Origin of the sequence: Halalkaliarchaeum sp. AArc-CO (assembly GCF_024972735.1) — an archaeon.
GTDB lineage: Archaea > Halobacteriota > Halobacteria > Halobacteriales > Haloferacaceae > Halalkaliarchaeum.
In genome coordinates this window covers 1569631-1595438 of record NZ_CP087723.1, presented here as the reverse complement: position 1 = coordinate 1595438, position 25808 = coordinate 1569631, and the positions used below count along the sequence as shown (strand labels likewise).

The window sequence follows — 25808 nt, the reverse complement described above, 5'->3', positions numbered from 1 at the left end:
ATAAAAGCGTCCGTCGAATTATCAGCGAAGATATTTCCTGACGTCGATCCGAGAGGCTCAGACAGGGATCGCTGCCACGTGGAGGGTCCGACGATTCACCCCGGAATCGTTCTGGAACTGACTACGCTGGTCTCTCCTGCGCTCCCCTGCCAGACGATCCGAATCGTCGATCCTCCCGACCAGTTTTCGCCTTCCTGTCCAGTCTCGTATTCGATCGTCGCACTCGATCCGGCAGTCACGATCTCGTCGTCGAACACTTTCTCACCGGGGATCGTGTCTGCACCCTGGATCTCGATTTCGATCCTGTCGGCTCGAATCTCGTCGCCCGCGGCGTGAGTGATGGTTATACTGTCGCCGTCTCCCCACCCGTCGTCGTACTCGTAGTCGTACTCGAAGCTCGCACTCGGCCCGACGTCCGCGATCTCGTCGGCGACGCCGAACGCCGAGAGCCCGACGACAGCCGCGAGGCTCACCGCGATGGCGACCATCATCACGATTCCGAGCACGGGTGCGACCGCTCTACGGTTCCTCCGACGTAGCTCGCGACTCTCCGACATCGTCTACCCTGGAGTTCTCCGTTCGTTCCTATAAACTGGCCGGACGAGATATCATTCCTAATAACTCGGAGGGGGAAACAGTTTACACCCGGGCCGAGAACCGTCGGTCGATGGGAGGGGAGTGCAAACAGCCGACAGAATCCGACGGTCCGTTGTCGGGGATCACTGTCCTCGACGCTTCCCGCGTACTGGTCGGGCCGTTCTGCACGATGCAACTCGGCGATCTGGGTGCCGACGTCCTCAAGGTAGAACGACCGGGGACGGGCGACCAGACACGGGACTGGCGCCCGCCGGCGTTCGACGACGAGAGCGCATACTACCTCAGCGTCAACCGGAACAAGCGTTCGATCGCGTTGAACCTCGCGACGAGGGCGGGACGGGAGGTGTTCCGGGATCTCGCCCGAGAGGCCGACGTGCTGGTCGAAAACTTTCGGGTCGGCAAGATGGCCGAGTGGGACCTGGAGTATTCGTCCCTCCGAGAGGAGAATCCAGGTCTCGTCTACTGTTCGCTTTCCGGGTACGGCGAGTGGGGCCCCGACCACGACGAACCGGCATACGACATCGTGATGCAGGCGCGTGGAGGGTTGATGAGCGTCACCGGGATCGAGGACGGTCCACCGGTGCGTGTCGGCGTCGCGCTCGCCGACATCGGGGCCGGGATGTACGCGACGCAGGCGATCCTGGCGGCGCTGCTCGAGCGCGAACTCGGTGACGGAACCGGCCAGAAGATCGACGTGAGTCTGCTCGACGGCCAGGTCGCGTGGATGAGCTACCAGGCGCTGAACTACTTTGCGACCGGCGATCCGCCGGGGCGAATGGGGAGTCGACACCCGAACATCGTGCCGTATCGGGCGTTCGAAACGGTGGACGGGTACGTGGTGGTCGCCTGCGCGTCGAATGGGTTCTGGCGTCCGTTCTGTGAGGCGATCGATCGACCGGATCTGGCCGACATCGATCGGTTCGACGCAAACGAAAAGCGCGTCCGCAACCGCGAGGAACTCGAACCGATGCTGGAAACCGAGATCCGGTCCTTCCGAACCGAGGAACTGCTCGACCGGCTGAAGGAACGCGGAGTTCCGGCAAGCGACGTCCGGGACATGAGCGAGGTATTCGCGGATCCACAGATCGAAGCCCGCGGGATGTGCTGGACAGCCGAACATCCGACTGCAGGGGAGGTATCGATGCCGGGGTCGCCGATGCATTTCTCCCGCACACCGGCGTCACTCCGTCGGTATCCTCCCCGTTTGGGCGAACACACAGACGAGATTCTCAAAGAGTACGGCTACACCGGAGCCGACCTGGCGGAACTTTGCAACCTGGATGCGATCGCCGGCGTCGAGTGAAAGTGTGGCGCTTTTATCAGACCCGAGCACGTGCGGTTCGGCATGTTCGAAGATCGGGAGAGCCGGGAACGCTCTCCGGCACACGCGACCGCACTCGACTGTCTCGAGGCGGGAATCCAGGCTGCCCACCCTGGTTCGGTCACGAAGTCGTGCGTCTCCCTGACAGGATCGCGACTGCAGGTCGGGCCGTCGGCAGTCGACGATGCGGTCGAGACGATTGATCTCGCCGGTTACGACGAGATCGTCGTCGTCGGCGGAGGGAAAGCCTCGGTCGCTGTCGCAGCACAACTCGAAGAGATCCTCGGGCCACGACTCACCGGCGGCGTGGTCGTGACCGATCGGGACAAGAGAGGTGACGCAGATAGCACGGAGCGTCCCTCCGGCAGCGAACAACGAGAGGAAACCGATCTCGACCGCGTCGAGGTCCGGTACGGTTCGCATCCGGTGCCCGACGAAGCCGGCGTCGCCGGTGCCCGGGAACTGCTCGATCTGGTGACGGCGGCCGACGAGAACACCCTCGTTGTGGGGTTGATAACCGGCGGCGGGAGCGCGCTGTTGCCGGCACCGGCCGAGGGGATCTCACTGTCTGATCTCCAGGAGACGACGGACGCGTTGCTCGCGGCGGGGGCGACCATCCACGAGATCAACGCCGTTCGGAAACATCTCTCGGCCCTGAAGGGCGGCCGACTCGCGGAGGCAGCCACGCCGGCCCGTGTCGTCGGGCTGGTGGTCTCGGACGTCGTCGGCAACGATCTCGACGTTATCGCCTCCGGACCGTTCGTTCCCGATCCGACGACGTACGCCGATGCGGCCGACGTACTGAATCGGTACGACCTCGAGGTCCCCGAATCGGTCCGCCGACGGCTGGACCGCGGCGAAGCCGGCGAGCTCGCCGAAACCCCAAAGCCCGGAGATCGTGTGTTCGACCGCGTAACGACGCACGTGTTGGCCGACGGATACACTGCCGTCGACGCTGCCCGGAACCGGGCCGAAGACGGGGGGTACGATGCGATGGTGCTCTCCTCGCGAGTTCGCGGTGAATCACGGGAGGCGGCGAAGACGTTCGTCGCGATCGGCGAGGAAATCGCCGCGACGGGGGAGCCTGTTTCCCCGCCGGCGGTCGTCGTCTCCGGCGGGGAAACCACCGTCACGATCCGAGGTGGCGGGCGGGGTGGACCGAACCAGGAGTTCGCACTCGCGGCCGCCGGCGAACTGGCAGGTGGAGACGCGAACTCGATCGTCGTGGCCGCCGCCGACACCGACGGCTTCGACGGCCCGACCGACGCGGCCGGCGGAATCGTCGACGGGAACGCGGTTCCACGGACCGAAGCCGCCGACGCACTCGCCGACAACGACGCCTACACTGCACTGAACGACCGGGAGCTGCTGTTGAAATCTGGAAAGACCGGAACCAACGTGAACGATCTTCGGGTTCTGGTCGTCGAAGAGTGATCATTTAACCCACGGGACCGCAGACGGCGTATGGAGATCGGAACGATCGACGTCTCTCCCGGCGAGTTCGACACCGGTTGGCTCGAGGTCACCGGACTGCCGACCGGCGGCGCGGAACGGCTCCCCCTCGTGGTCGCTCGCGGCGATCTCGAGGGGCCGACGCTGTGGCTCACCGGCGGCGTCCACGGCGACGAGGCCACCGGGATCGTCGTCGCACAGGACGTCGTTCACGAACAACTCACCGAAACGCTGTGTGGAACGTTGGTGTGCGTGCCGGTGGTGAACCCGGCCGGACTCCGCCGGAACGCCCGAACGTCGTATTACGGGGATCACGATCCGAACCGGTATTTTCCGGATCCGGAATCGGATTCCGAGCGCCCACCGAACACGCAAGAGCGGATCGACCGCCGGCTGTTCGAGGAGATCACCGACACGGCAGACTGGGTGATCGACCTCCACACCGCCCGGATCGACTCGCTGCCGTTCGTCATCAGGGACCGGGTGCTGTACGGTGACCGCCGGAACAGCGACGACGCCGAGGAGTTGTCCGAGCGCGTCGGAACGCTCGCGGCGGCGTTCCCGTTCCCGACCATCAGGGAGTATCCGGCCGCGGAGTACCTCGAAGAGAACCTCCAGCGGTCCACCGCGGGTGCGGCGCTCAACGGTGCCGGGATCCCGGCGGTAACGGTCGAACTCGGCGGACACAGCGTCGTCGACGAGGGGATCCGTGCGGCTGCTGTCGAGGGGGTGTATCGGGCGATGGCGAACGTCGGGATGTTCGACGACGGGCCGCCATCACCACCCAACCGAACGTCAATCGGGAAGCGAGTGGTCGCTCCACCGGTCGAGTACGAGGTTCGCCGTGCGCTCCATCCGCGAACGGAGACGGCCGGACTCGTTCGTCACCGCGTGGAGCCGGGCGACGTTCTGTCTGCCGGTGATATCGTCGCGGACGTCGTCACGTCGACGGGGAAACGAATCGACGTCGTCGAGACCGATCACGACGGGTTCGTGATTTCGCGGAACGAGGGACTGGCAGTTTTCGAGGGCGATCCGGTCGCAGGCATGGCGGTTCGCGACGATGGAGATCTCGTTGCAGAGCGGTCGTAGGGTCGGGGAGTGACGAGCAAACAGTGGCTCCGTCACAGGGGGTTCCGAGGAGTCTATCGCTCCGATAGGGGAACCGGTAGCCGTGACCGACTCGAAACCGAGCGAGACCGTGAACCATCCAGCTGGCTACGATACCCAGTGTCAGTCGACGTCGTCGGTACTGTCACGCCCGGACCCGTTCGGCCCGCTCCGACGGGCCAGCGCAGCACCCGCGAACGCCACCACGGCGAGTTCGACGCCGGTCCCGATTCCCGAACCTACCGTCGCTACCACCGCATAGGTGATTCCGGGAGAACCGATGTCAGTCAGTACGATGGTAGCAGTTGTTGCGAGACAAAAACCCAGGAGCCCGGCGATCCCCGAGCCCAGGGCGACGACGGCGTCGCCGTTTGGGTGATCGGTTCGCGAATCGATCCAGTAGGCGAGTCCGAACAGCGTGCCATAAACGAGAATGAACGCAACACCTCGCATTCCGAACCCGTACCACGAGAGTAGTTCGGTGGGAGGTGTGGAAACCGGGAGTTCGACAACCAGAACCGCGAATCGGCGGGTGAGACTGACGACGACTCCGATCAGGAACGCGACCGCGATAGGGAGGACAAACGGCTTTGCGGGGGACATTTTTCGGGTATGTGTGTGGTTTCGGATTGACTGTTTCGGTTTCGCCAACGGTCGGCCCCAGTTCGTTGTCATCCTCGTGCCGGTTTTCCCGGGGACACCTCCACGAAACGAAGCCCTTAATTAATGGTCTCTCGTTAGTCGAATTGCGGGACCGTGGGGTAGCGGTATCCTCGGCGCATGGGGTGCGTCGGACCTGAGTTCGAATCTCGGCGGTCCCACTTTTTGCGGAGCAAAAATGGGAGCACGAAGACGAGCGAAGCGAGTCTTCGGCGGTCCCATCGTTTTCGAAGAAACTGAACGCGGAATAGCTGACACAACGGGCTGTGGAGCACGACAGACCTACAGGATACGTTCGGGAGCGGTTCCGAGTGGATTGTGGGATTTGGTTCGTCGATAGAGTACGTCACCACCTCCTGGCGTATATTGGTATGTCATAACATACCATAAATCTTGTGGAGCAGTCAAATCGCCTTGCTTCCGTGAATTCGGGGTTCGAAAACACCACCTGGCTCGATCGATTCTCCGTTTCTCCGTTCGACCGAAGGGACAGATACCAACCTCTCTATTCGACGTCGTCTTCCTCGTCACCGAGGCGGAGGTAGGCGTACGTTCCGGCGCTGCCGACTCCCGCGAGCGCAGCCAGCGGACCGAACCCGGGTACTTCGAGGCCTGCAGCCTCTTCCGGGTCGTCTGCCGGATCGTCGGCGTCGACGTCGTCCGCGTCGTCATCCTCGTTCTCACCGTCAGTGTCGTCCTCTTCGTCAGTAGCGTCGTCCGCGTCGTCATCGTCGCCGTCGTCGTCCGCGTCCCCGTTGTCGTCCTGGTCGACGTCAGCAGGCTCGTCATCCAGACCGAGCCGTCCTTCGGAATCTTCGACGGTTCCCTTCATGACGAAGTACTCGTAGCCTGCTGACACCGGGAGTTCGCGCAGGTCACCGTCCTCGTCCTCGTACCCGTACGCCTCGCTGTCGGGGTCGAACCCGCCGAACACGCGCAAGGAAACGTCTCCCGGACCGGTCGAAAGCGTGAGTAGCTGATTGCGGTCGAAGGTGACGAGAATTTCGTCGTCGTCGACAGCGACGTCCCGGGCACGGACCGGCGACCCCCCGAGATGTTCGGTGATCGCCGTGAAGGTGTCCGGATAGATCCCGAGTGCGTGCTCGGGCGTCTCGAACCGCATCGTGACCGTACCCGCCTCACCGTCGACCTCGAGTCCCGACTCGGCGCCGACGACTTCGTCCACTCTGAGAATCCGCCCCTCGATCGCCGGCTCGACGACTCCCTGTTCGGTGAGATACTCGACGACAGCCGGCCCGTATCGAGTCCCCGACTCGGCGATGACGTCTTCTTCCGGGATTTCGTGGAACGCTTCGTACCCGCTTGCGATGTCCTTGATGTAGTCCGTCGTGGCGACCGTGTACGTCTCGTCGTCCTGTAGCGGTTCGCCGTCCACGTACACTTCGTGGACCGCCGGTTCCTCGTGGCCGCTCCACTCGTACTGAATTCCTGCGACCTGCTGCCCCTGCTGGGCGCCGAAGGTGGCGTCCGGCAGCGCGTCGATCCGCGAACTTTCCTCCTCGACGTCGACCAGGCCGAGCTCACCGAGTGCCGACCGAATCCGCCACCCTTCCGCCTCGAACAGCACGATCTCGTTGTCGAACGGGTTAATCGAGAGGATATCTTCGACCGTGAGCTCTCCGGGACCATAGGTGTCGTTCGTCCTGATCCCGCCGGCGTTCTGGAAGGCGACGTCGGCTTCCTCGTAGTAATCGAGCATCGCGTCGGTGATCAGGTTCCCCATGTGGCTCTCGCGGGAGTAGTTCGTCCCGCCCCAGGCGTCGAGTTCGTACGCCGTCCGCCCGGCGGGCTGGCTCACCTGCTCGTCGATCTCCTCGTGCAGCTCCTCGAGTCGCTGTTTGAACTCCGGATCCGGGTCGATCTCCTCGTCGAGGTCGATCCGCTGCCAGTCGACGAGGTTCCCGTCGGAATCGAGCGTCATCACACCGAGGTGAGCGTAGGCGTAGCCGATCTCGCTGATGACTGTGTTCTCGTGGCTGTCGGCGTCGTCGAACGTGATGTGCGAGTGCGAGCCGAAGATCGCGTCCAGGCCGTCGACGGCCGCCGCGATCTCGTAGTGCGTCTCGTGGTTGACGTGCGAGGACAGCACGACCGAGTCGCAGTCCTCCTCCTCGTAGAGGTACTCGGTCATCTCCGCTGCCCGCTCGACGGGATCCTCCTGAACGTAGTCGTCGGGGTAGTTGGTGATGTTGTGGAACCCGCGAAGCACCACGTTGAAGATGCCAACGCGGATCCCGTCCGCGTCGACGACGTGGTACGGTTCCGTGTCGGGGAGTTGTTCGCCATCGGGCGTCTTCAGGTTCGACGTGATCCAGGGAAACTCGCTGTTTTCGAACTTCTCGAACGTGGCGTCGATCCCGTAGTCGAAGTCGTGATTTCCGACGCCTGCGGCGGTGATCCCCATGTCGTTCATGAAGTCGACCTTGTGTTGGCCCTCCGTGAAAAAGGAGATGAGCGACGAGCCCAGTTCGTCGCCGGTGGTCACGAACAGCGCGTCGTCCCGATCCGCGATGTGTTCCTGGATCAGCGTCTGGTACCGGGCGATGTTCGCCTCGCCGACGTCCCCGACGTCGCTGTGGGAGTGTAAGTCGTGGACGATGGTGTAGGTGTCGTCCTGGTCGGCCGCCGCACCGAGGCTGAACGTCGACGCAGTGATGCCGGCCGCAGCCGCGCCGAGCACCTGTCTCCGCGTCGGCCGGAGGCTTCGGTCGCGGCCGCAGCCACAGCCACAACCGTTCGTGGGTCGCTCGTGTGATTCGTTCTCGTTTGCCGAACGGTACGCCTCTGGTCGTTTTTTCTCCCCGGAAAGGTACTGTCGGTCGCGTCTTCGGTCGGGGTCCGGCATATCCCTCAGTATGACGGATGACCTATATAATTACCCCCAATATCAGAGATACGTTAATTGGCATCTGACGGAAGGTAATCCCGGTGGGTGGTTCGTGACTCCGTCGATTGAGGCCTTCGAATCCTGCCTGCTCGTTCGTCGCTTCGCCCGGTCTGCTCACGGCTCCCGTCGGTCGCCGTTCGCGTTTCGAGGCCCTCACTCCGTTCGGGCCTCGCTATGCGCGGGACAGGATTCGAACCGGAGGAAGACAGTCCGGGCTGCGGCCTCGCTTCGCTCGGCCGTTCCGGGCTGTGACTTCCAGGGTTCGAATCCTGCCTGCTCGTTCGTCGCTTCGCCCGGTCTGCTCACGGCTCCCGTCGGTCGCCGTTCGCGTTTTGAGGCCCTCACTCCGTTCGGGCCTCGCTATGCGCGGGACAGGATTCGAACCGGAGGAAGACAGTCCGGGCTGCGGCCTCGCTTCGCTCGGCCGTTCCGGGCTGTGACTTCCAGGGTTCGAATCCTGCCTGCTCGTTCGTCGCTTCGCTCCTCACTGCGCGGGACAGGATTCGAACCTGCGGACCCCTATGGGACAGCGTCCTAAGCGCTGCGCCGTTGACCTCTTGGCTACCCGCGCGCACTGATTACTACGCATGAATCGGCCTAAGAACCTGTCGGACTCGCCGGACGCAACGCCACCCTACCGTCCGGATTTATAAGTCATGCGGCGTAACCGAAGAGCATGTACCACCGGGCGAGCGATCGAGTCGAAAACGAACCCTGGCTCGCCGAACTCGACCGCGCTGCCGACGACCTCGACGTCGGCCCGGACGCCCGTTCGACCGCAGTCGACCTGTTTCTCTCTCATCTCCCCGACGAAGAGCGCTCGAAACCAGCAGTCGCCGCGGCGGCTTTGTACACGGGCGCGCTCGTGGCCGGCGAGGAACGCTCCCAGGCTGCCGTCGCTGACGCCATGGGCGTCGCCCGCCTGTCGATCCAATCCCGCTGGAAGGAACTGCTCGCTGACGCCGGCTTCGAGCCGCCGACCTGGTGAATGAACGAGCACGCGAACGCCGACCCCTCGGCGACGATCCCGTGGCGATCCCGGACGCTGTACTTCGTTATCGCCAGTTCGCTGATCGGCGTGATGGGGGTCTCGCTAATCAGTCCGGTGTTGCCGGACCTCCGTCCCGTGTTCGGTGTCTCCGACGCTCAGGTCGGACTCGTCATCACGGCCTACACGCTGCCGGGAATCTTCGTCACGCCGTTTATGGGGCTCGTCGCCGACCGCGTCGGACGCCGGAACACGCTCGTTCCGCTTTTGATCCTGTTCGGCGTCGCCGGCGCCGGAATCGCGTTCGTCGACACCTTCCGGGCCGTCATCGCGCTCCGGTTCCTGCAGGGGATCGGCGCCAGCGCGCTCGTCACCCTGGCGATCACGATCGTCGGCGACGTTTACGAGGGGCCCCGCCGGAACGCGGTGATCGGCTTCAACGGGAGCACGATCGGTGCCGGCGCGGCGATGTACCCGTTGATCGGGGGCGCGCTCGCGACGATCCGGTGGTCCGTTCCGTTCCTGTTTTTCGGGATCGCCGTTCTCGTCGGCGTGCTCGCAGCGTTCCTGCTCGAGGAGCCGGACAGCGGAGTGGCCACCGACGTGCGGACCTACCTCTCGCGGCTCTGGGCAGTGCTTTTCCTCCCGGAGGCGCTGGCGATTTACCTCGCGATCTTCGTCGCGTTCAGCGTCTTCTACGGCGCGATCCTCACCGCCTTGCCACTGCTTTTGAGCGACGAGTTCGGTCTTACGTCCGGACAGATCGGTCCGATCCTGGCGATGGTTGCCGTCGCGAGCGCGACCGTCTCCTCCCAGTTCGGACGGATCTCGCAGTGGCGTTCCGCCTCCCAGCTCGTCGCGCTGGGGTTCGTCGCCTACGGGGTGAGTCTGCTGGGCGTCTGGCTTGCACCCTCGCCGATCGCGGTCGGGGTCGCACTGCTCTCCTTTGGCGTCGGGTTCGGGATCGTGATGCCCTCGATCGACACCACGGTGATAACGCTCGTTTCGGCGGATCTGCGTGCGGGGATGATGGGAATGCGAACCAGCCTGCTGCGGTTGGGACAGACGGTGGGACCGATCGCGTTTACGTTCTTTGCGGAGGCGCTGTTCGTCACCACCGTCGCCGGCTACCGGACGCTCATCCTCGGCTCCGGTGTCGTCGTTACGCTCGGCGGCGCAGTCGCCTACGCACTCCTCCGAAACTGACGAACCGCCGCTCGAACCCAACTCGACCGGGACTCGAATTCTCCACCTCGTGCACAACAATTATGCGTCCCGGTTGACCACTCCCCACCGAGACATGAGGTCCTCGCTCGAGCAGTTCTTCGACTCCCTTTCCGCACCGCGCCGCTCGCTTCTCCTCGTCAATCGTTCACAGCCGGAGCCGCTCGTTCGAATCCTGGAACGGACGTTCGAGGGACAACCCGTGAACGTCTCCGAACGGGATCTCCCCGACGCGGACAGCGACGTGGTCGTGCTGGTCGAGGAACCCGAATCGGAGGCGGATCCCCGGGTCATTGCGACATCGCCGCTCTCCTCGCTCGAAGAGACGATCTTACTCGTGAACTCGGACCTGTACAAGACCGGAACCGCCGGGTTCAGCGACGGGAGCCTCCCGGCGGTTCTTACGGGTCTCGAAGAGGTACCGTTCGTTGTTCGCAGCTACCCCGAGTCGAACAAGGAGAAACTACTGTTGATCGCCATGTCGCGGTTCATCGAACGGCGCGCGTACCGACAGGGGGCGGGGAGACTCAGGACGTCGTTCCAGCGTCTCTCCCGGATCGAAGACGAGCGTGGCACTCGGAAGGTGTACCGAACGCTCGACGACTCCGAAGTGCAAACACACGTGTATGGGATACCGGATTGGCGTCCGTCGACCGACTCGGCGTTGATCGCTCACGGGGGCTACACCGAGGCGTTCAGAAAATCCTGGTTCGTCGTGTACACCCCGTCCGATTCGAGCGACTCCAACGCGGAGTCGAACGAGTGGGTCGCGGGCGAAGCGGAAGCTCCGCATGCCGCCCTGGTCGGAATCGAAACGGAATCCGAACGGTGGCGGGGGTTCTGGACCTTTCGGCCGTCGCTGGTTCGCGAGATCGACGCGTTCATCGCACGGAACCTGTGACCGTCACCGGGTCAGTCGGTTCGACTCCCGACGTCGGGTGCTCCCATCAGGTACACCGCGGTCAGCACGCAGACGGCGATCAGGAAGTCGAATCCGTGTTCGAGGAGATGGTGTGTGCCCATCGGAACGTGTCCGTACAGCGTCCCGAAACCGACGATCGACCGTGCGAAAAGCGCCGCAACCGCAATCACGACAAGGAGATACGGTGTCGACCTCCGCCGGAGATAGCCCCCTACTGCGAGCAGCAAGACCAGCGCCGTTCCGACCGTTGCGAGCGCGAGGACGAACAACAGCGACTCCGGCAGTTCGTACGCCACACTGGCGACGACCCGTTCCAGCGCGATCGGCGGCCCGAGGGCGCTCATCGGTCCTCGTTTCGCTGCCGGAACTATATGTCTCACGCTGATTCGAGACGAACGACGTCCGTCCGGGACGAACGACACACTGACGCCGGTCCCGGTCGTACCTCACTGCGAAACGAATGTACGAGGTCGAACTGAAGGTCCCGGCGACGCACGAATCCGTGCGCGGCCGCCTCGAGAAGATGGAACTGTCGCGGCAAACGTACGTCGAGCAGACGGACACCTACTACGACGCACCTCACCGCGAGTTCGCAGAGACCGACGAAGCGCTCAGAATCCGGCGGGTTCGGCACCTGGATTCCGACTGCGAACGCGCGAGGTCACCCGAGAGCGACCCCCGACATGACGACGACGTGACGCTTACCTACAAGGGCCCGCTGGTCGACGACGTCTCGAAAACCAGAGTGGAACGCGAAACCGGCGTCGACGACGGCGACGAACTGAATTCCATCCTCTCGGTGCTGGGATTCGATCCGACTGCGACCGTCGAGAAACGACGGGAGTTGTTCACCGTCGACGGATACACTGTGACCCTCGACGACGTGTCCGGACTCGGAGAGTTCGTGGAAGTCGAACGCGAGGCCGTGGAGGCCGACATCGAGGAGGTTCGAGAGGGGGCGATCGACGTCCTCGAATCGCTCGGCCTGGACCCGGAGGACGCAATACGAACGTCGTATCTCGAGCTCCTGCTCGAACGGAGTTCCTGAACTGAAGGGAGGCTTCGAAAGCCGAACACAACCGCCTGCAGACGGGGATCAGGCAGCCTCCTACTCGACGGTGCCGGATCCGACACCGCTTTCACGGTGGCGCAACACCGACATGGAAACAAACGATGGTAGACGCAGGAACAATTGCGCTGGTTGTCGTCGCTCTCGGCGCGAGTTTTTTTGCGGCGTGGACGATCGGGGCGGGGTCGACCGGAGCGACGCCGTTCGCCCCGGCGGTCGGGGCCAACGCGATCACGACGATGCGCGCCGCATTCGTCGTCGGCCTGTTGTCGTTTGCCGGCGCCGTGTTACAGGGGGCAGCCGTCACCGAGACCGTCGGACGGGGGCTCGTCACTGACGTCACCCTGTCCCCGCTGGCTGCGACGGTGGCGCTCACGATCGCCGCCGTCTACATCGCGGCGGGCGTGTTCAAGGGGTATCCTATCGCGACGGCGTTTGCTATCACCGGCAGCGTCGTCGGTGTTGGGCTTGCAATGGGTGGAGGGCCGGCGTGGGATCGGTACGCCGAAATCGGTCTCTACTGGCTTTTGACCCCGTTCTTCGTCGCGCCGGCCTCCTACGTGACGACGAAACTGTTGCGCAGCGAGCGAACCTCGGAACTGTACGTCCTCGCCGCGCTCGCGGGCGTCGTCGGCGTCGTGGTGGCCAACATGGAGTTCCTTTTGCTCGGTCCACCCGGGGAGCCGGCCTCGATTGCGAGTAGCGTCGCTCCCGGAATCCCGGGCGGACCGCTCGCCGGTACGGCGGCTGTCACCGTCGCGATCGCCGGGGTTCTCGCGCTCGTCGTCGGACGTGCCGTCGCATACGATCGGGTTGCCGCCCAGCGGTGGTTCCTACTCGTACTCGGGGCACTGGTGGCGTTCACGGCCGGCGGCGGCAAGGTCGGCCTGGCGGTCGGACCGCTTTTGCCGCTCCTCGATGGACTCCTCGCGGGCGACGTTATCACGCCAACGCTCGTCTTCGGAGGAATCGGGATGCTTCTGGGCGCGTGGATGGTGTCCGCACGGATGATAAAGGCACTCTCGCAGGACTACTCCTCGCTGGGACCGCGACGATCCGTCGGCGTATTGATCCCGTCGTTCGTCATCGCACAGATCGGCATCTTCTACGGCATCCCGATGTCGTTCAACGAGATCTTTATCAGTGCGATCCTGGGAACCGGCTACGCGGTGGGAAGCGAGGCTGTAAGCCACAAGAAGATGGCGTACACCGCCCTCGCGTGGGTCGGCTCGCTCGTGTTCTCGCTTTTTGTCGGCTACGGCGTCTACTGGGGGATCAGCTCCCTCCTGGGAATCGCTTGAAAAGGGCGACTCCTGGATCGGTCGCGCTTTATTCGGGGAGGCCTCAGGTGTAGTATGGAGGAAGAAAACGCGACGAACGGTATCGAGTACGACCCGATCGGCGTCATCAACACGCCGTACGACTCGCTCGAAGGAATGCCGATCCAGCCCACTGGGTCCCGAGGAACACGCGGCACCGTGGCCGTCGACGAAGCGTACGCCGACGGGCTGTCCGACCTCGAGGGCTTCTCTCACTGTTATCTCCTGTATCACTTTCACGGTTCGGAGGGGGACGCCATGACGACCGTCGAACCGTTTCTCGATTCCACGGAACGCGGGCTGTTTTCCACTCGAGCACCGCGGCGGCCGAACGCGATCGGACTGTCTGTAGTCCGGATCGATGGCGTCGACGGATCCACCCTAACGGTACGGGATGTCGACGTGCTCGACGGCACGCCCCTGTTGGACATCAAACCGTTCGTTCCCGCGTTCGATGTCCCCGCCGAAGCGGAGGCAGGGTGGATCGACGAAGCCGAGGAGGACCCGGAACGCCGGCGAGCTGACGACCGATTTCTGTAGTTCGATTCTGTCCTGCCGATCGTGCGCTTCCCGACATCGACCCGTCATACCGCGGTGGATTTAAATAGTGTAAGATAGTGAAGGTTCTACTATGCGGCAGCATAACACGGTACGACGACGGAAAATACTTCGAATGACCGGTGCCTCCGCAGCATCCGCGGGGATTCTATCCATCGCTGGCTGTGTGGGAGAGGAAGACGACGCGCCGGACGATCCGGACGATCCGGGCGACCCCGACGATCCGGGCGACCCCGACGACCCCGTCGAAGAACTCGACGAGATCACGATCACGCTCTCGCAGTTCCCCGATACAATCGACCCCCTCGACCACATTACCGGTGACTACTTCGACGTATACGACCACATTTACGAGCCGCTGTTCGACTTCGAGCCGGGCGAAGGGATCTTCCCCCGCGTCGCCGATGAGTGGGAGATACAGGGCGACGGCACCACGCACGTGTATCTCCGTGACGACGTGGTGTTCCACAACGGCGATCCGCTGACGGCCGAGGACGTGGCCTGGACGATAAACCGGACTGTCGACCCCGAGAAGGGGGTTCCCAGCCCGATCGGCACCTTCGGACTCGGATCGATCGAAGGCGCCGAAGCAGTCGACGACACCACGCTGGCGATCAATTACGGAGCCGCCCCGGGGCTCGCGGAGTTCGAGTTCGGTAATTACGCGCGGGCGATCAACAAAGACTGGGCGATCGACCAGCACGAGGCCGAGGACGACGCTATCTCGGGGGCGGACGCCGAGGACTTCAACGGGACCGGTCCCTACGAAGTCGTCGAGTTCGAATCTGGGGTCGAGGTCGTCGTCGAGCGGTTCGACGACTACTGGGGCCCGGAGCCGCCGTTCGAGCGGATTACGTTCAACGCCGACGGCGAATCGAGCGGTCGTGCCGCGGCGATCGAGACCGGCGAGGCCGACGTCACGATAAACATCCTCCCGGAGGACGTCTCCACGATCAACGAGGCACCCGACGCCGACGTGAGAAACGTGACGAGCTTCCGGACCGTTTTCTGTCCGATGAAGAACACGGTCCCGCCGTTCGACAGTCAGGAGTTCCGGCAGGCGATGAACTACGCGGTCGACAACGAAGAGATCGTCAGTACGATCCTCTCCGGGTTCGGCGAACCGCGAGGACAGCCGGTGTCGCCGGGAATCAACGGCTACAACCCGGACATCGAACCGTACGAGCAGGACATCGGGATGGCCGAGAGCCTCGTCGAGGAGAGCGGATACGGCGACGTCGAGATCGAACTGTACGCGCCGCAGGGCCGGTATCTCAACGACGCCGAAATCGGGGAGACGGTTGCAGACCAGATCGACCGACTCGACAACGTCAGCTGCGAAGCGAACATCGTCGAGTTCGGCGTCGTCTCGGACGCGAACCAGGCCGGCGTCGAGCCCGACGAGTACGAGGACACCTGGGAGATCCCCTTCTACATGATCGGGTGGGGAGTCATCACCGGCGACACCGACTACGGCGTTCAGGGCTTCTTTACGATCCCGGACAACCCGAACCGGACGTTCCACGACGAGGAACTTAGCGACGCGATCCTGGAGAGCCAGCAGATCGACGACCCCGACGAGCGGCGTGAGCAGCTCCAGTACGTCAACGAACTGGCCCACGAGAAGGCGCCGTTCGTCTACCTCCACACCCAGGAAAGCATCTACGGCGTCAACGAGCGGATCCAGTGGGACCCCCGCGAGGACGAAACCATCTACACCTGGGAGATGGACACGTAAGCTGCGACAGGGGCGATTCTCCGATACGGTCGGGGCAAACGGGGCGGTATCTCCGAAACACGCTCCCGAAAACGAAAGCGTAAACAACACCGACTATCGTCATGAATTCCTATGTCGCTCGGTAAGTTCCTGGTTCGCCGACTCCTCCAGGGAGTGTTCGTCATCTGGGGGGTCGTAACGATCATGTTCGGCCTTCGGGCAGTCTCGCCGGGTGATCCCGCGAACCTGATGCTCGCTGAGGGGGCGACCCAGGAACTCGTCGAGCAAGTGAGACGAGAGGAGGGACTCGACGAACCGATCTACGTCCAGTATTTCGACTACCTCCAGGGGCTCGTCACCGGCGACTTCGGCTACTCCTGGCAGTCGAATCGCGAGGTCGAGATGATGGTGATAGAGCGGGTGCCGGCGACGGTCGAACTCGCGGTCGCCGCGACCGTCGTCGCGATCGTCATCGCGATCCCGCTGGGGGTCATCTCGGCGACCCGTCGAAACCAGCCGTCGGACTACGGAGCGACGCTGTTTTCGCTACTCGGGATCAGTACGCCGAACTTCTGGCTCGGACTCATGTTGATCCTCGTGTTTGGGGTCTGGTTCGGCATTCCGTATCCGACGTTCGGGACGTCGTCGATTTCGGTTCTCGGTGTCAACCTTCCGTATCCGTCCTCGATCTGGTACGGAATGGTCGAGTTCCCCACTGGCAGGCGAGGCCCGAGCTTCGCGGACGCCGTTCTGGCGGTGGTCCTGACCGGATCACTCACCGAGCTGGGTGCGTGGTTGAAGTACATTACCCTCCCGGCACTCACGCTCGGAACCTACTTCACGGCGCTCATCACCCGACTCACCCGCAGCGGTATGGTCGACGAACTCGGCAAGCCGTACGTCACCGCGACGGAGGCGAAGGGGCTTCCGCTGGTGTTGATCCGGTACAAACACGTGCTGCGCAACACGATGATCCCGATCATCACTGTCCTCGGCCTCCAGATGGGGACGCTTCTCGGCGGGGCAGTTATCACCGAAACCGTGTTCAACTGGCCGGGGCTCGGGCTGCGGCTCATCGACGCGATCGACATGCGCGACTGGCCGCTCATGCAGGGGATTGTCGTGTTCATCGCCGTCGCGTTCGTGACGATCAACATCCTCGTCGACGCGCTGTATGCATATCTCGACCCACAGGTGATCGAAGAATGATTTCGCGAAGAGTCAGATCCAACCTCCGACAGACGTTCACCGAGAGCATTCTCCCGAAGATCGGGCTGTTCTTGCTCGTGTCGATCGTTCTGATGGCGGCGTTCGCACCGATCCTCGCGACCCACGATCCGACCGAGACCGGGTATTTCGACGAGCAGGGTGCGGAGTATCCGCCGCTTGGTCACAGCTACGATACTCAAATCGCACAGGAGGGTGAAATCACCGACGTGACCGTCGAATCGACCAGAGAACACGTATTCGGCACGAACAACGTCGGCCAGGACGTCTACTCCCGGTTCGTCTACGGCGCCCGGGTTTCGATGCTGGTGGGCATCACCGCGACGATCATGGCGCTGTTTATCGGCGTACCGATCGGACTGGTCGCGGGCTACTACGGTGGACGCGTCGACGACGCACTGATGCGCGTCGCCGACATCATGCTCGCGTTTCCCGCGCTCGTGCTCGCACTGGCGCTCATCGGGGTATTCGGCGAATCCCCGATCCACGTTCCCGATCCGATCGTGATGGCAGGACTCGCGGAGGGAATGCCCGAGACCATACCGATCCCCGGAACCGTCACGATCGTCTCCGCGCTGGTGATCTGGGTGTGGTTCGCCCGCGTCGCCCGCGGGGAGGCGCTGTCGCTTCGCAACCAGGAGTACGTCAAGGCGGCCCGGAGTTTCGGGACGAGTCACCGGGAGATCCTGCGGAGACACATCCTCCCGAACAGCCTCACGCCGATCATCGTGCTTGCGACCATCCAGGTGGCGGTGATCGTCTTGCTCGAGGCGTCGCTCGCGTATCTGGGGTTCTCGGGGACGACCCTCTCGTGGGGGTACGAGATAGAACGGGGACAGGACGTTCTCCGTACCAGACCCTGGGTTTCGATATTTCCGGGGGTCGGTATCATGCTCGCGATCATCAGCGTGAACCTGCTGGGCGACTGGTTCCGCGACGCGCTCGATCCGAACATCGAAGGCAGCGAACGAGGTGCCTGACATGACCGGGGACATACTTCGCATCGGCGGCCTGTCCACCCGGTTTTTCACAGGCGAAGGGCAGGTCAACGCCGTCTCGAACGTGACCCTGACGATCGAACGTGGAGAGGTGTTCGGTATCGTCGGGGAAAGCGGCAGCGGGAAAAGCGTCACTGCGCTGTCGCTCATGGATCTGGTCGAATCACCGGGCGAGATAACCGACGGGACCATCGAGTATCGCAACGAATCGCTCGCGGAGAGCCTACGCGAGAGCCATCCGGATGCCGTCGACGGCGAGTTCGTCGATCTGTTGTCCGTCCCGGAGGACGTCAGGCGGTCGCTTCGCGGCCCCTCGTTCAGCATGATCTTCCAGGATCCGGAAAGCAGCTTCAACCCGAGCCTCACCGTCGGCGAACAGATCGCCGAGGCGGTCGAGGTCCAGCGACGGGCGAGGGCGAACCCGCGATCCACGCGGGCCAAAACACGTTCGGCCGACTACTCGCTGTCGTCGCTGATCACCTCGACCGTGCTCCCGTCGAAGCGGTTCGTCACCGAATCGAGTAGAGAACGGGCAATCGAGTTGCTGGAACTGGTGGGTATTCCGGACCCAGTACAGCGGGCCGACGAATATCCACACCAGTACTCGGGGGGAATGCTCCAGCGTGCGATGATCGCCCAGGCACTGGCCGGCGAGCCCGACGTGTTGATCGCCGACGAGCCGACGACCGCCCTCGACGTGACAATCCAGGCACAGGTGCTCGACATCCTCGCCGACCTCCAGTCCGAGATCGGTATGACGATCGTCCTGATCACCCACAACCTCGGCGTGATCGCGAGGATGTGCGATCGCGTCGGTGTGATGTACGCCGGCGAGATCGTCGAACGCGGAACGCTCGAGGACGTCTTCGAGGACCACGTCCACCCGTACACTCGGGGGCTTCTCGGCTCGGTTCCCGATCTAGCGCACGTCGGCGGACGTCTCGAGCCGATCGAGGGGAACGTCCCGAGTCTGCTGGACCACGAGATGGGCAGCGGCTGTTACTTCGCCGACCGGTGCCCGAAGGCGATGGAGGAGTGTCTCGAAGATCCTCCCGACTTCCGGGCGAGCGGGAGCGACGATCACGTCGCGAAATGCTATCTCGCGGATCGCGCGTACGATCCGGATCGAGCGCTCGCGGACGACCGCCCCGAAGAGGCGACCGGAGACGTTCCCGAAGAGGTTCCAACCGATGACTGATCCAGAGCAGACGGCGACGGAAACGACGAGCGACACCGACGCAGAAACGGCCGACGGAGTCCCCCCGAGTGACGGAGCGCTGGTCGAAGTTCGAAACCTCACGAAGTACTTCTACGAACAGGACACGCTTTTGGATCGGCTGTTCGGCGAAGACCCGGTCGCGGTTCGGGCCGTCGACGGGATCGGCTTCGACATCGAACGCGGGGAGACTCTGGGGCTGGTCGGCGAATCCGGCTGTGGCAAGTCGACTGCCGGGGAGACGCTGTTGCGGCTCCAGCAACCGACCGACGGCGTCGTCCGGTTCGACGGACAGAACGTTTACGAACTCTCCTCGAACGGCCTCGACCGCTTCCGACGAAACGCACAGATCGTCTTTCAGGATCCGTTCTCCAGCCTCGATCCGCGGATGACGATCGGTGAGACTGTCAAGCAGCCGCTCGACGTTCACGGCTGGCCGCTCACCGACCCCGACGTCGAAACGGACGCGACGGTATCGACCGACGGGATCAATCCGGACGCGGTCACCGTCACCGTCGCCGACGACGTCGACAGGGTCGTCCCTCCAGAGGGCGGGGCAGTTTCGGTCTCGGTGACAGTGGTCGAACGCTCCGGGAACGACGATCCCGAGGACGACCGTCAGAGAGCCACCGATGACCGTCGAGTAGACGCCGACGGCGACGTTCTGGCGATCGTCGAGGAGGACCTCGCGGTCGACGTAACCGCGACCGGGGACGGGGTCGACGTCGCGGTTGCGGTCGAGCGCTCGGACGAACAACTGCGGCGCGAACGCGTGGGGTGGCTCCTCGATCGCGTGGGGCTCTCCAGGGACCAGTTCGACAGATACCCCCACGAGTTCTCCGGCGGACAACGGCAACGCGTAGGCATCGCGCGGGCCCTGGCGCTCGATCCAGAGTTCGTCGTGCTAGACGAACCGACGAGCGCACTCGACGTCTCGGTCCAGGCACAGATTCTGAACCTGCTGAGCGAACTGCAGTCGGAGTTCGGTCTCACCTACCTGCTCATCTCTCACGATCTCTCCGTGATCCGTCACATCTGTGATCGGGTCGCGGTGATGTATCTGGGAGAGATCGTCGAAATCGCGCCCAGCGAGGAGATATTTACGGAGCCTCGACACCCCTACACGGAAGCGCTGCTCGAGAGCGTTCCACGGGTCGACACCGACGAGCGGGACCGAGACATCGAAACGCTTTCCGGCGACGTACCCTCCCCCCGGGATCCACCGAGCGGCTGCCGGTTCAGGACCCGGTGTCCCGTAGTAGTTCCCCCGAAGGGTGTCGATATCGACGAGGAGTCGTATCGCGCAGTGCTCACGGTTCGAGATCGGATTCGGGACCGCGACATCGACGTCGAGGGTGCCCGCGAACTCGTCGGCAAGGAGTCGGCGGAGGAGAACCACGACGATCGTGTGATCGAACGGATCTTCGATCGGCTCCTCGACGTGGAGCTTCCCGGGGAACATCGGAGACAGGTCAGGAACGCGATCGAGGCTGTCGTGACCGACGACTGGGAACGCGCGGAGGCGGAACTGTCTGCGTATCGGAGCATCTGCGAGGTGGTGTCCCCCGAACTTCCACCGCAGGCCGACCACCCCGCAGCGTGCCACCGACGAGAACAACCACCCGACGTTCGAACGGCCGTCGAAAACGCTGACGTCTCTTCCCGGGGGTCGGACTGACGATCCTGTCTCCGGCGGCAGGTGTCGCCACCTCCGATCCGAAATTAACTACACGAGTTGTATTCATATTCTTTACTCGATATCGGGTTTATGAGCCGTCTAACGTCCGTTAATGACTGTCTATCCGAAAGTCCTCCTCGAATCGATGACCAATAATTTTATGTATCTTATTACCTGATTTCGAACCGATGCTACCAGGAGCAGATTCGGGAATCGCTCGCGACGGCAAGGTCCTCGTGTTGGCGTACGACCACGGGCTCGAACACGGCCCGGTCGACTTCGATCCGGTACCGGAGACGGCCGATCCAGCGACCGTCTTCGAGTACGCAACCCACGACGCCGTGAGCGCGATCGCGGTACAGAAAGGAATCGCCGAAGCGTACTACCCGTCCTTCGAAGACGACGTCTCGTTGCTTTTGAAGGTGAACGGCACGTCGAATCTCTGGATGGGTGAACACGACTCGGCGGTGAACTGCTCGGTCGAGTACGCCGAGGAACTCGGCGCCGAGGCGGTCGGATTTACCCTCTATGGCGGCTCGAACCACGAAGTCGAGATGGCAGAGGAGTTTTGCGAACTGCAGGAGGCCGCCCGCGAGCGCGACATGGGCGTCGTGATGTGGTCGTATCCGCGCGGACAAGGGGTCAAAAACGACACGAAACCCGGCGTGATCTCGTATGCGAGTCGCCTCGGACTCGAGTTGGGTGCCGACGTCGCCAAGATCAAGTATCCCGGCTCACCGGAGGCGATGGCCCAGGCCTGCGAGATGGCCGGTGAGATGAAAGTGATCATGTCGGGCGGCTCCAAAACCGACGATCGGGCGTTCCTGGAGACGGTGAAGTCGTCGATGGACGCCGGCGCGGACGGCCTCGCTGTCGGTCGCAACGTGTTCCAGCGGGAGAACCCGATCGAGATCCTCGACGCGCTGGAGGCGGTTATCTACGAGGAGACAACCGTCGACGAGGCGCTCGAACGGGCGGCGCTCGCCCCTGCGGACGACTGATGGTGGAGATGGACAGCGAGGCAGGGAGGGAATCGGCACCCGAAAGCGTTCACGCAGCGACGGTCGAGCGCGTGTTCGACGTTGTGGCCGAAACTGCCACCGAAATCCGCGCTGGACTCCCGGGACGTCGCAGGGCGATCGACGAGGAGAACCCCTCCGGGGAAACTCAACTCGCCGCTGACGCGCACGCCGACCAGCTGCTCCGCGAGCGGCTCGGTTCGATCGACGGCGTAGCCAGCTACGTGAGCGAGGAGCGCGAATCGAAAGTAGACGCATCCGACGGGAACGTCTCCGCTGCAGATCCGGACGGCGTTGCGGTGGCGGTCGACCCTCTCGACGGCTCCTCGAACCTTCGGTCGAACAACGCGATGGGAACGATCGTCGGCGTCTACGACGCGCCGCTTCCCGCAGCAGGACGCGAGCTCGTCGCCGCCGGCTACCTGCTTTACGGTCCGATCACGACGATGGTCGTCGCCCACGGCGGGGTCGTCAGGGAGGAGGTCGTGGCTCCCGGTTCGGGCGACAGCGGGGTCGATCGGCGGATCGTCACGCCGGAGCTCGCGCTTCCGGACGACCCGGTCGTGTACGGCTTCGGGGGTCGGGTTCCCGACTGGACTCCGGAGTTTGTGGCGTACGCCGAACAGATCGAACGGGAGCTCAAGCTCCGATACGGTGGCGCGATGGTCGGCGACGTGAACCAGGTTCTCACCTACGGCGGGATCTTCTCGTATCCCGCCCTGCAGGATCGACCGGAGGGGAAGCTCCGCCTCCAGTTCGAGGCCAACCCGATGGCGTACGTCGTCGAAGCCGCGGGCGGTCGGTCCTCCGACGGGGCCGGGTCGATCCTCGACGCCGAGCCGACGGAGCTCCACGAACGGACACCCGTTCACCTCGGCAACGCGGAACTCATCGAACGGCTCGAAGGCTATCTCTCGGAGCCGTAGTTCGGCCCCGTTCGTGTGTCCGAACCGACCCAGCGATCCCGCCATTTTCAAGCGCATCGGTCCCCTGTAGGTGTGCATGAACCGCGGAACCGACGCGAGATTACCGGGACGATCACGGCGCCCAGGCCGGATGGCGGAGTGGAACTGCTGATGGTCGGTCCGAGCCTCTCGAAGGAGGAACGCACCGCAGCGAACGTCAGACTCAAGATCGGATTCGTCGGACTGGTCTCCGCCTCGATGGGATTGATGGCGTTCCAGCTCGATCCGACCCCGACCCAGTTGCTCGGTGCGCTGGCGGGCGGCGCTGTCGCGGGGACCGTTCTGCTGTGGTTCCTGCTACGGAACCTTCGAGCGATGCGTCCGGGATAGCCGCCGATGGGTGCAGATGGGTCCGTAGGGAGTGTCGACTTCAGACGGGATCGACGCGGCGGAGCCACAGCTCCGGTCGGTCCAGCTCTGCGTCCGTCGGCAAGTTCTCCGGGCGTTCCCAGACGACGCCGGCTGCAGCGAGCCCTCGATCGTCGGCGATGGTTTCGAAGAATCGCGTCCCTCGCTCGTACTGACGTCGCTTGAGGCCCAGGCCGAGCAGCCGCCGAACCAGCTGACCGATCGGACCACCCCCCGTGTTCCGGCGTTCGTCCACCTTCTCCCTGAGGTCGGCGTACTCCTCGTCGAACGCCCGATCCATGAGCAGCTCGGCGTACCCCTCGACTGCGGTCATCGCGGCGTCGAGTTCGACGAACGCCTCGCGGTCTATCCCGCCCTGCGAGAGCGTTCTGACGCCGGATTCGAGCCGCGATTCGAGGTAGCCCGGCAGCCAGGGGGCGGCGCCGAACTCCGCGGCGTGTGCAACCTCGTGAAAGACGATCCATCGTCGGAACCGCTCGTAGTCGACGTCGAGCTCGTCTGCCACCCGCAGGATGTTCGGATGCACGAAATACAGCCCGTGTTCCTCGGGGTCGTCGGCCAAAAGCAGCGGATCGTACTGCCCGAGCACGTGACGGGCGAGAAAGCCGAGGGTAAACGCCATCGTCCCCGTGTTCGCCACGCGGGAGGCGTTCGGGAACAGCGTCTCTACCTCGGCCTCGATCGGCTCCATCACTCGGCGGAACGTGTCGACGTTCGCGTCGATCCAGTGGTGTCTGTTCTGGACGGTGAGTCGATCCGGAACGTCGAACTCCGTGTCCGACACCGACCGTAGTCGGTCGCGGGCGGCCCGAACGTCGGCCGCGTAGCCGTCGCGTTCGGCGGGCGACAGGTCCAGCGATCCCGGTCTGGTTCCGGCCTTTGCCGCCTCGCGAACGCCGTCCCAGTCGACCGCACCGTCGCCCGACGCTGTAGTCACCGCGCGAACGCTGCGATACAGATCCATACGCCCTTTCGGGGACGGGGACGCAAATCGCTTGTGCCGGGATCGACCGACGACAGTCCCGATCGGTAAACGGGCCGGTCAGTCCGTCACGGCGTCGAGTTCTTTGGCCGCTTCCAGGTCCGATCCCAGCACCCGCCGCGCTGCGACCGCCACAGTTACGCCGACGAGGAGCCCCAGTATCAGAAAGACCGCGTTTCGCCCCGCATGGCTGTGGCTATGATCGCCGTGGTCGTGGCTCGATTCGACCGCTGGACCCTCACCATCGTGGTTCCTCTCCTCGCCGAGACCGATAGTCTCGCCGACTGTTAGCTGGACGCCGTCGTGGACGTGGAGCTCCAGAAGTGTGAACTTCTTTCCTGTCATTGCGTGTGAACTACGGCGGGCACACTGATAAAACGAAAGGCACGGGATTCTTTTGCCCGTCGCCCCCCTTTCCGGGTATGCACGAGAGACGACGAGAGTTCCTGGAGGACCTTCTGACGACACCGAGTCCGTCGGGATTCGAAGCGGCCGGACAACGAGTCTGGTGTGAGTACGTCCGCGAATTCGCCGACGAGGTCCGAACTGACGCCTACGGTAATGCGGTTGCAGTCCACGAGGGGAGCGAGGGCGCCCACGAGATCGCGTTCGTGGGCCACGCCGACGAGGTCGGGTACATCGTTCGGGACGTCACCGACGAGGGATTCCTGCGCATCGCCCCGATCGGCGGTGCGGATCGGACCGTCTCGAAAGGGCAACACGTGACGATCCACGCAGACGAGCCCGTCCCGGGCGTGATCGGACAGACGGCGATCCACCTGCGCGACGTCGGCGAGGAAGAGTACGACGAACTCGAAGAACAGCACGTCGACATCGGCGCAAGCGACGCCGAAGCCGCCCGCGAGCTCGTCGAGGTGGGCGACCCCGTGACGGTTTCCACGACCGTCTCGGAGCTTCACGCCGGCCGGGTGGCTGCACGCGGCATGGACAACCGCGTCGGGACGTGGGCCGTCGCCGAAGGACTGCGCCGCGCGGTCGAGGCGGACGTCGACGCGACAGTGTATGCAGTGTCGACGGTTCAAGAAGAGCTCGGGCTCAACGGGGCGAGAATGGTCGGGTTCGATCTCGCACCGGAGGCCGCCGTCGCAGTCGACGTCACCCACGCGACCGACTCGCCCGGCGTCCCCGCGAAACAGGAGGGGCCGGTGGAGCTGGGGGGCGGGCCGGTCGTCGGCAGGGGAAGCGCGAACCATCCAGTGCTCGTAGATCTCACACGGGAGGCCGCAGCGGAGATCGACCTCGACGTCCAGCTCCAGGCGGCGGGGATCCGAACCGGAACCGACGCCGACGCGTTCTTCACCAGCCGTGGCGGGATCCCGTCGCTCACCGTGAGCGTTCCGAACCGGTACATGCACACGCCCGTCGAGGTAGTCGACACGGAGGACCTCACGGCTGTCGCGACGCTTCTCGGCAGGATCGCAGAGGCAGCTGGCGACGCAGGCGAGTTCGTCGTGGACGTCTGACACCCGCTGACTCGGTGCGCGCAAA

At 63.8% G+C, this 25808-nt stretch carries 24 protein-coding genes and 2 tRNA genes; 19 read left to right on the top strand and 7 right to left on the bottom strand.

The genetic code is table 11. The features are described from left to right. Positions 1-95: 95 nt before the first annotated feature. Positions 96-557 carry an archaellin/type IV pilin N-terminal domain-containing protein gene (locus tag AArcCO_RS08600; RefSeq protein ID WP_259533010.1) on the bottom strand — a complete coding sequence of 154 codons (462 nt, stop codon included), beginning with the start codon at positions 555-557 and terminating at the stop codon, positions 96-98. A gap of 110 nt (positions 558-667) precedes the next feature. Between AArcCO_RS08600 and AArcCO_RS08595 the strand changes: the two genes are divergently transcribed. From AArcCO_RS08595 to AArcCO_RS08585, 3 genes are read left to right on the top strand one after another with little or no spacing between them, the layout of a single operon-like run. Further along, on the top strand, positions 668-1900 hold the full coding sequence (locus AArcCO_RS08595) for a CaiB/BaiF CoA transferase family protein (protein ID WP_259533009.1): 1233 nt from the start codon (positions 668-670) through the stop codon (positions 1898-1900). Between the two features lie 42 nt (positions 1901-1942). Then, entirely contained in the window at positions 1943-3352 is a 1410-nt protein-coding gene (locus tag AArcCO_RS08590) for a glycerate kinase type-2 family protein (RefSeq protein ID WP_259533008.1), read from the top strand. A 30-nt stretch (positions 3353-3382) separates the two neighbouring features. Beyond that, positions 3383-4462 (top strand): succinylglutamate desuccinylase/aspartoacylase family protein, encoded by a 1080-nt coding sequence (locus tag AArcCO_RS08585; protein WP_259533007.1) that lies wholly within the window; start codon positions 3383-3385, stop codon positions 4460-4462. A 141-nt stretch (positions 4463-4603) separates the two neighbouring features. On the opposite strand, the gene AArcCO_RS08580 is transcribed toward AArcCO_RS08585, so the two are convergent. Beyond that, entirely contained in the window at positions 4604-5083 is a 480-nt protein-coding gene (locus tag AArcCO_RS08580) for a hypothetical protein (protein WP_259533006.1), read from the bottom strand. Between the two features lie 147 nt (positions 5084-5230). Between AArcCO_RS08580 and AArcCO_RS08575 the strand changes: the two genes are divergently transcribed. Next, positions 5231-5301 (top strand) — tRNA-Pro (locus AArcCO_RS08575). Positions 5302-5645: 344 nt separating this feature from the next. On the opposite strand, the gene AArcCO_RS08570 is transcribed toward AArcCO_RS08575, so the two are convergent. Together AArcCO_RS08570 and AArcCO_RS08565 are read right to left on the bottom strand one after the other, a co-directional pair. Then, positions 5646-8006, bottom strand: coding sequence for a bifunctional metallophosphatase/5'-nucleotidase (locus AArcCO_RS08570; protein WP_259533005.1), 2361 nt, complete (start codon positions 8004-8006; stop codon positions 5646-5648). 530 nt (positions 8007-8536) lie between these two features. Further along, positions 8537-8619 (bottom strand) — tRNA-Leu (locus AArcCO_RS08565). Positions 8620-8724: 105 nt separating this feature from the next. Here AArcCO_RS08565 and AArcCO_RS08560 point away from each other — a divergent pair. The 3 genes from AArcCO_RS08560 (at position 8725) to AArcCO_RS08550 (ending at position 11161) form a co-directional block, all read left to right on the top strand. After that, a complete protein-coding gene (locus tag AArcCO_RS08560) occupies positions 8725-9036 on the top strand; it encodes a cyclin family protein (protein WP_259533004.1) in 312 nt (103 codons plus the stop codon). Next, entirely contained in the window at positions 9037-10242 is a 1206-nt protein-coding gene (locus AArcCO_RS08555; RefSeq protein WP_259533003.1) for an MFS transporter, read from the top strand. 94 nt (positions 10243-10336) lie between these two features. Then, the gene (locus tag AArcCO_RS08550; RefSeq protein ID WP_259533002.1) at positions 10337-11161 is read left to right on the top strand and encodes a DICT sensory domain-containing protein; all 825 of its coding nucleotides are present in this window, start codon (positions 10337-10339) and stop codon (positions 11159-11161) included. Between the two features lie 11 nt (positions 11162-11172). Here AArcCO_RS08550 and AArcCO_RS08545 read toward each other — a convergent pair whose 3' ends face one another. Then, positions 11173-11526 (bottom strand): DUF7471 family protein, encoded by a 354-nt coding sequence (locus AArcCO_RS08545; protein ID WP_259533001.1) that lies wholly within the window; start codon positions 11524-11526, stop codon positions 11173-11175. 116 nt (positions 11527-11642) lie between these two features. On the opposite strand from AArcCO_RS08545, the gene cyaB reads away from it, so the two are divergent. From cyaB to AArcCO_RS08490, 11 genes are all read left to right on the top strand, one after another. Continuing rightward, complete coding sequence (gene cyaB, locus AArcCO_RS08540) at positions 11643-12230, top strand: class IV adenylate cyclase (RefSeq protein WP_259533000.1); 588 nt, start codon at positions 11643-11645, stop codon at positions 12228-12230. Positions 12231-12355: 125 nt separating this feature from the next. Then, entirely contained in the window at positions 12356-13552 is a 1197-nt protein-coding gene (locus tag AArcCO_RS08535; RefSeq protein WP_259532999.1) for an inorganic phosphate transporter, read from the top strand. Positions 13553-13606: 54 nt separating this feature from the next. Further along, a complete protein-coding gene (gene tsaA, locus AArcCO_RS08530) occupies positions 13607-14110 on the top strand; it encodes a tRNA (N6-threonylcarbamoyladenosine(37)-N6)-methyltransferase TrmO (protein ID WP_259532998.1) in 504 nt (167 codons plus the stop codon). A 91-nt stretch (positions 14111-14201) separates the two neighbouring features. Continuing rightward, on the top strand, positions 14202-15866 hold the full coding sequence (locus AArcCO_RS08525; protein WP_345780861.1) for an ABC transporter substrate-binding protein: 1665 nt from the start codon (positions 14202-14204) through the stop codon (positions 15864-15866). 111 nt (positions 15867-15977) lie between these two features. Further along, positions 15978-17054, top strand: coding sequence for an ABC transporter permease (locus tag AArcCO_RS08520; RefSeq protein WP_259532996.1), 1077 nt, complete (start codon positions 15978-15980; stop codon positions 17052-17054). Then, positions 17051-18052 (top strand): ABC transporter permease, encoded by a 1002-nt coding sequence (locus tag AArcCO_RS08515; RefSeq protein WP_259532995.1) that lies wholly within the window; start codon positions 17051-17053, stop codon positions 18050-18052. Before AArcCO_RS08520 ends, AArcCO_RS08515 begins: the two co-directional genes overlap by 4 nt. Before the next feature lies 1 nt (position 18053). Next, complete coding sequence (locus AArcCO_RS08510; RefSeq protein ID WP_259532994.1) at positions 18054-19268, top strand: ABC transporter ATP-binding protein; 1215 nt, start codon at positions 18054-18056, stop codon at positions 19266-19268. Further along, on the top strand, positions 19261-20964 hold the full coding sequence (locus tag AArcCO_RS08505; RefSeq protein WP_259532993.1) for an ABC transporter ATP-binding protein: 1704 nt from the start codon (positions 19261-19263) through the stop codon (positions 20962-20964). The genes AArcCO_RS08510 and AArcCO_RS08505 overlap by 8 nt, the downstream gene beginning before the upstream one ends. Positions 20965-21152: 188 nt before the next feature. Then, positions 21153-21965, top strand: a complete 813-nt coding sequence (locus AArcCO_RS08500; protein ID WP_259532992.1) for a class I fructose-bisphosphate aldolase — start codon at positions 21153-21155, stop codon at positions 21963-21965. An 8-nt stretch (positions 21966-21973) separates the two neighbouring features. Further along, complete coding sequence (locus AArcCO_RS08495) at positions 21974-22909, top strand: class 1 fructose-bisphosphatase (protein WP_259536411.1); 936 nt, start codon at positions 21974-21976, stop codon at positions 22907-22909. A 72-nt stretch (positions 22910-22981) separates the two neighbouring features. Further along, positions 22982-23278, top strand: coding sequence for a DUF8527 family protein (locus AArcCO_RS08490; RefSeq protein ID WP_259532991.1), 297 nt, complete (start codon positions 22982-22984; stop codon positions 23276-23278). 40 nt (positions 23279-23318) lie between these two features. Here the strand turns inward: AArcCO_RS08490 and AArcCO_RS08485 are convergent, their stop codons facing one another. Further along, positions 23319-24281 (bottom strand): Rv3626c family coenzyme F420 biosynthesis-associated protein, encoded by a 963-nt coding sequence (locus AArcCO_RS08485; RefSeq protein ID WP_259532990.1) that lies wholly within the window; start codon positions 24279-24281, stop codon positions 23319-23321. 78 nt (positions 24282-24359) lie between these two features. After that, on the bottom strand, positions 24360-24644 hold the full coding sequence (locus AArcCO_RS08480) for a hypothetical protein (RefSeq protein ID WP_259532989.1): 285 nt from the start codon (positions 24642-24644) through the stop codon (positions 24360-24362). A 77-nt stretch (positions 24645-24721) separates the two neighbouring features. Between AArcCO_RS08480 and AArcCO_RS08475 the strand changes: the two genes are divergently transcribed. Continuing rightward, positions 24722-25783: a zinc-binding metallopeptidase family protein gene (locus tag AArcCO_RS08475; protein ID WP_259532988.1), complete on the top strand. Its 1062-nt coding sequence runs from the start codon at positions 24722-24724 to the stop codon at positions 25781-25783. The last annotated feature ends 25 nt before the right edge of the window (positions 25784-25808 follow it).

Excerpts from the sequence above, each read along its gene's own strand:
- AArcCO_RS08600 (WP_259533010.1), bottom strand. The coding sequence starts at position 557 with ATGTCGGAGAGTCGCGAGCTACGTCGGAGGAACCGTAGAGCGGTCGCA.
- AArcCO_RS08595 (WP_259533009.1), top strand. The coding sequence starts at position 668 with ATGGGAGGGGAGTGCAAACAGCCGACAGAATCCGACGGTCCGTTGTCG.
- AArcCO_RS08590 (WP_259533008.1), top strand. The coding sequence starts at position 1,943 with ATGTTCGAAGATCGGGAGAGCCGGGAACGCTCTCCGGCACACGCGACC.
- AArcCO_RS08585 (WP_259533007.1), top strand. The coding sequence starts at position 3,383 with ATGGAGATCGGAACGATCGACGTCTCTCCCGGCGAGTTCGACACCGGT.
- AArcCO_RS08580 (WP_259533006.1), bottom strand. The coding sequence starts at position 5,083 with ATGTCCCCCGCAAAGCCGTTTGTCCTCCCTATCGCGGTCGCGTTCCTG.
- AArcCO_RS08570 (WP_259533005.1), bottom strand. The coding sequence starts at position 8,006 with ATGCCGGACCCCGACCGAAGACGCGACCGACAGTACCTTTCCGGGGAG.
- AArcCO_RS08560 (WP_259533004.1), top strand. The coding sequence starts at position 8,725 with ATGTACCACCGGGCGAGCGATCGAGTCGAAAACGAACCCTGGCTCGCC.
- AArcCO_RS08555 (WP_259533003.1), top strand. The coding sequence starts at position 9,037 with ATGAACGAGCACGCGAACGCCGACCCCTCGGCGACGATCCCGTGGCGA.
- AArcCO_RS08550 (WP_259533002.1), top strand. The coding sequence starts at position 10,337 with ATGAGGTCCTCGCTCGAGCAGTTCTTCGACTCCCTTTCCGCACCGCGC.
- AArcCO_RS08545 (WP_259533001.1), bottom strand. The coding sequence starts at position 11,526 with ATGAGCGCCCTCGGGCCGCCGATCGCGCTGGAACGGGTCGTCGCCAGT.
- cyaB (WP_259533000.1), top strand. The coding sequence starts at position 11,643 with ATGTACGAGGTCGAACTGAAGGTCCCGGCGACGCACGAATCCGTGCGC.
- AArcCO_RS08535 (WP_259532999.1), top strand. The coding sequence starts at position 12,356 with ATGGTAGACGCAGGAACAATTGCGCTGGTTGTCGTCGCTCTCGGCGCG.
- tsaA (WP_259532998.1), top strand. The coding sequence starts at position 13,607 with ATGGAGGAAGAAAACGCGACGAACGGTATCGAGTACGACCCGATCGGC.
- AArcCO_RS08525 (WP_345780861.1), top strand. The coding sequence starts at position 14,202 with ATGCGGCAGCATAACACGGTACGACGACGGAAAATACTTCGAATGACC.
- AArcCO_RS08520 (WP_259532996.1), top strand. The coding sequence starts at position 15,978 with ATGTCGCTCGGTAAGTTCCTGGTTCGCCGACTCCTCCAGGGAGTGTTC.
- AArcCO_RS08515 (WP_259532995.1), top strand. The coding sequence starts at position 17,051 with ATGATTTCGCGAAGAGTCAGATCCAACCTCCGACAGACGTTCACCGAG.
- AArcCO_RS08510 (WP_259532994.1), top strand. The coding sequence starts at position 18,054 with ATGACCGGGGACATACTTCGCATCGGCGGCCTGTCCACCCGGTTTTTC.
- AArcCO_RS08505 (WP_259532993.1), top strand. The coding sequence starts at position 19,261 with ATGACTGATCCAGAGCAGACGGCGACGGAAACGACGAGCGACACCGAC.
- AArcCO_RS08500 (WP_259532992.1), top strand. The coding sequence starts at position 21,153 with ATGCTACCAGGAGCAGATTCGGGAATCGCTCGCGACGGCAAGGTCCTC.
- AArcCO_RS08495 (WP_259536411.1), top strand. The coding sequence starts at position 21,974 with ATGGACAGCGAGGCAGGGAGGGAATCGGCACCCGAAAGCGTTCACGCA.
- AArcCO_RS08485 (WP_259532990.1), bottom strand. The coding sequence starts at position 24,281 with ATGGATCTGTATCGCAGCGTTCGCGCGGTGACTACAGCGTCGGGCGAC.
- AArcCO_RS08480 (WP_259532989.1), bottom strand. The coding sequence starts at position 24,644 with ATGACAGGAAAGAAGTTCACACTTCTGGAGCTCCACGTCCACGACGGC.
- AArcCO_RS08475 (WP_259532988.1), top strand. The coding sequence starts at position 24,722 with ATGCACGAGAGACGACGAGAGTTCCTGGAGGACCTTCTGACGACACCG.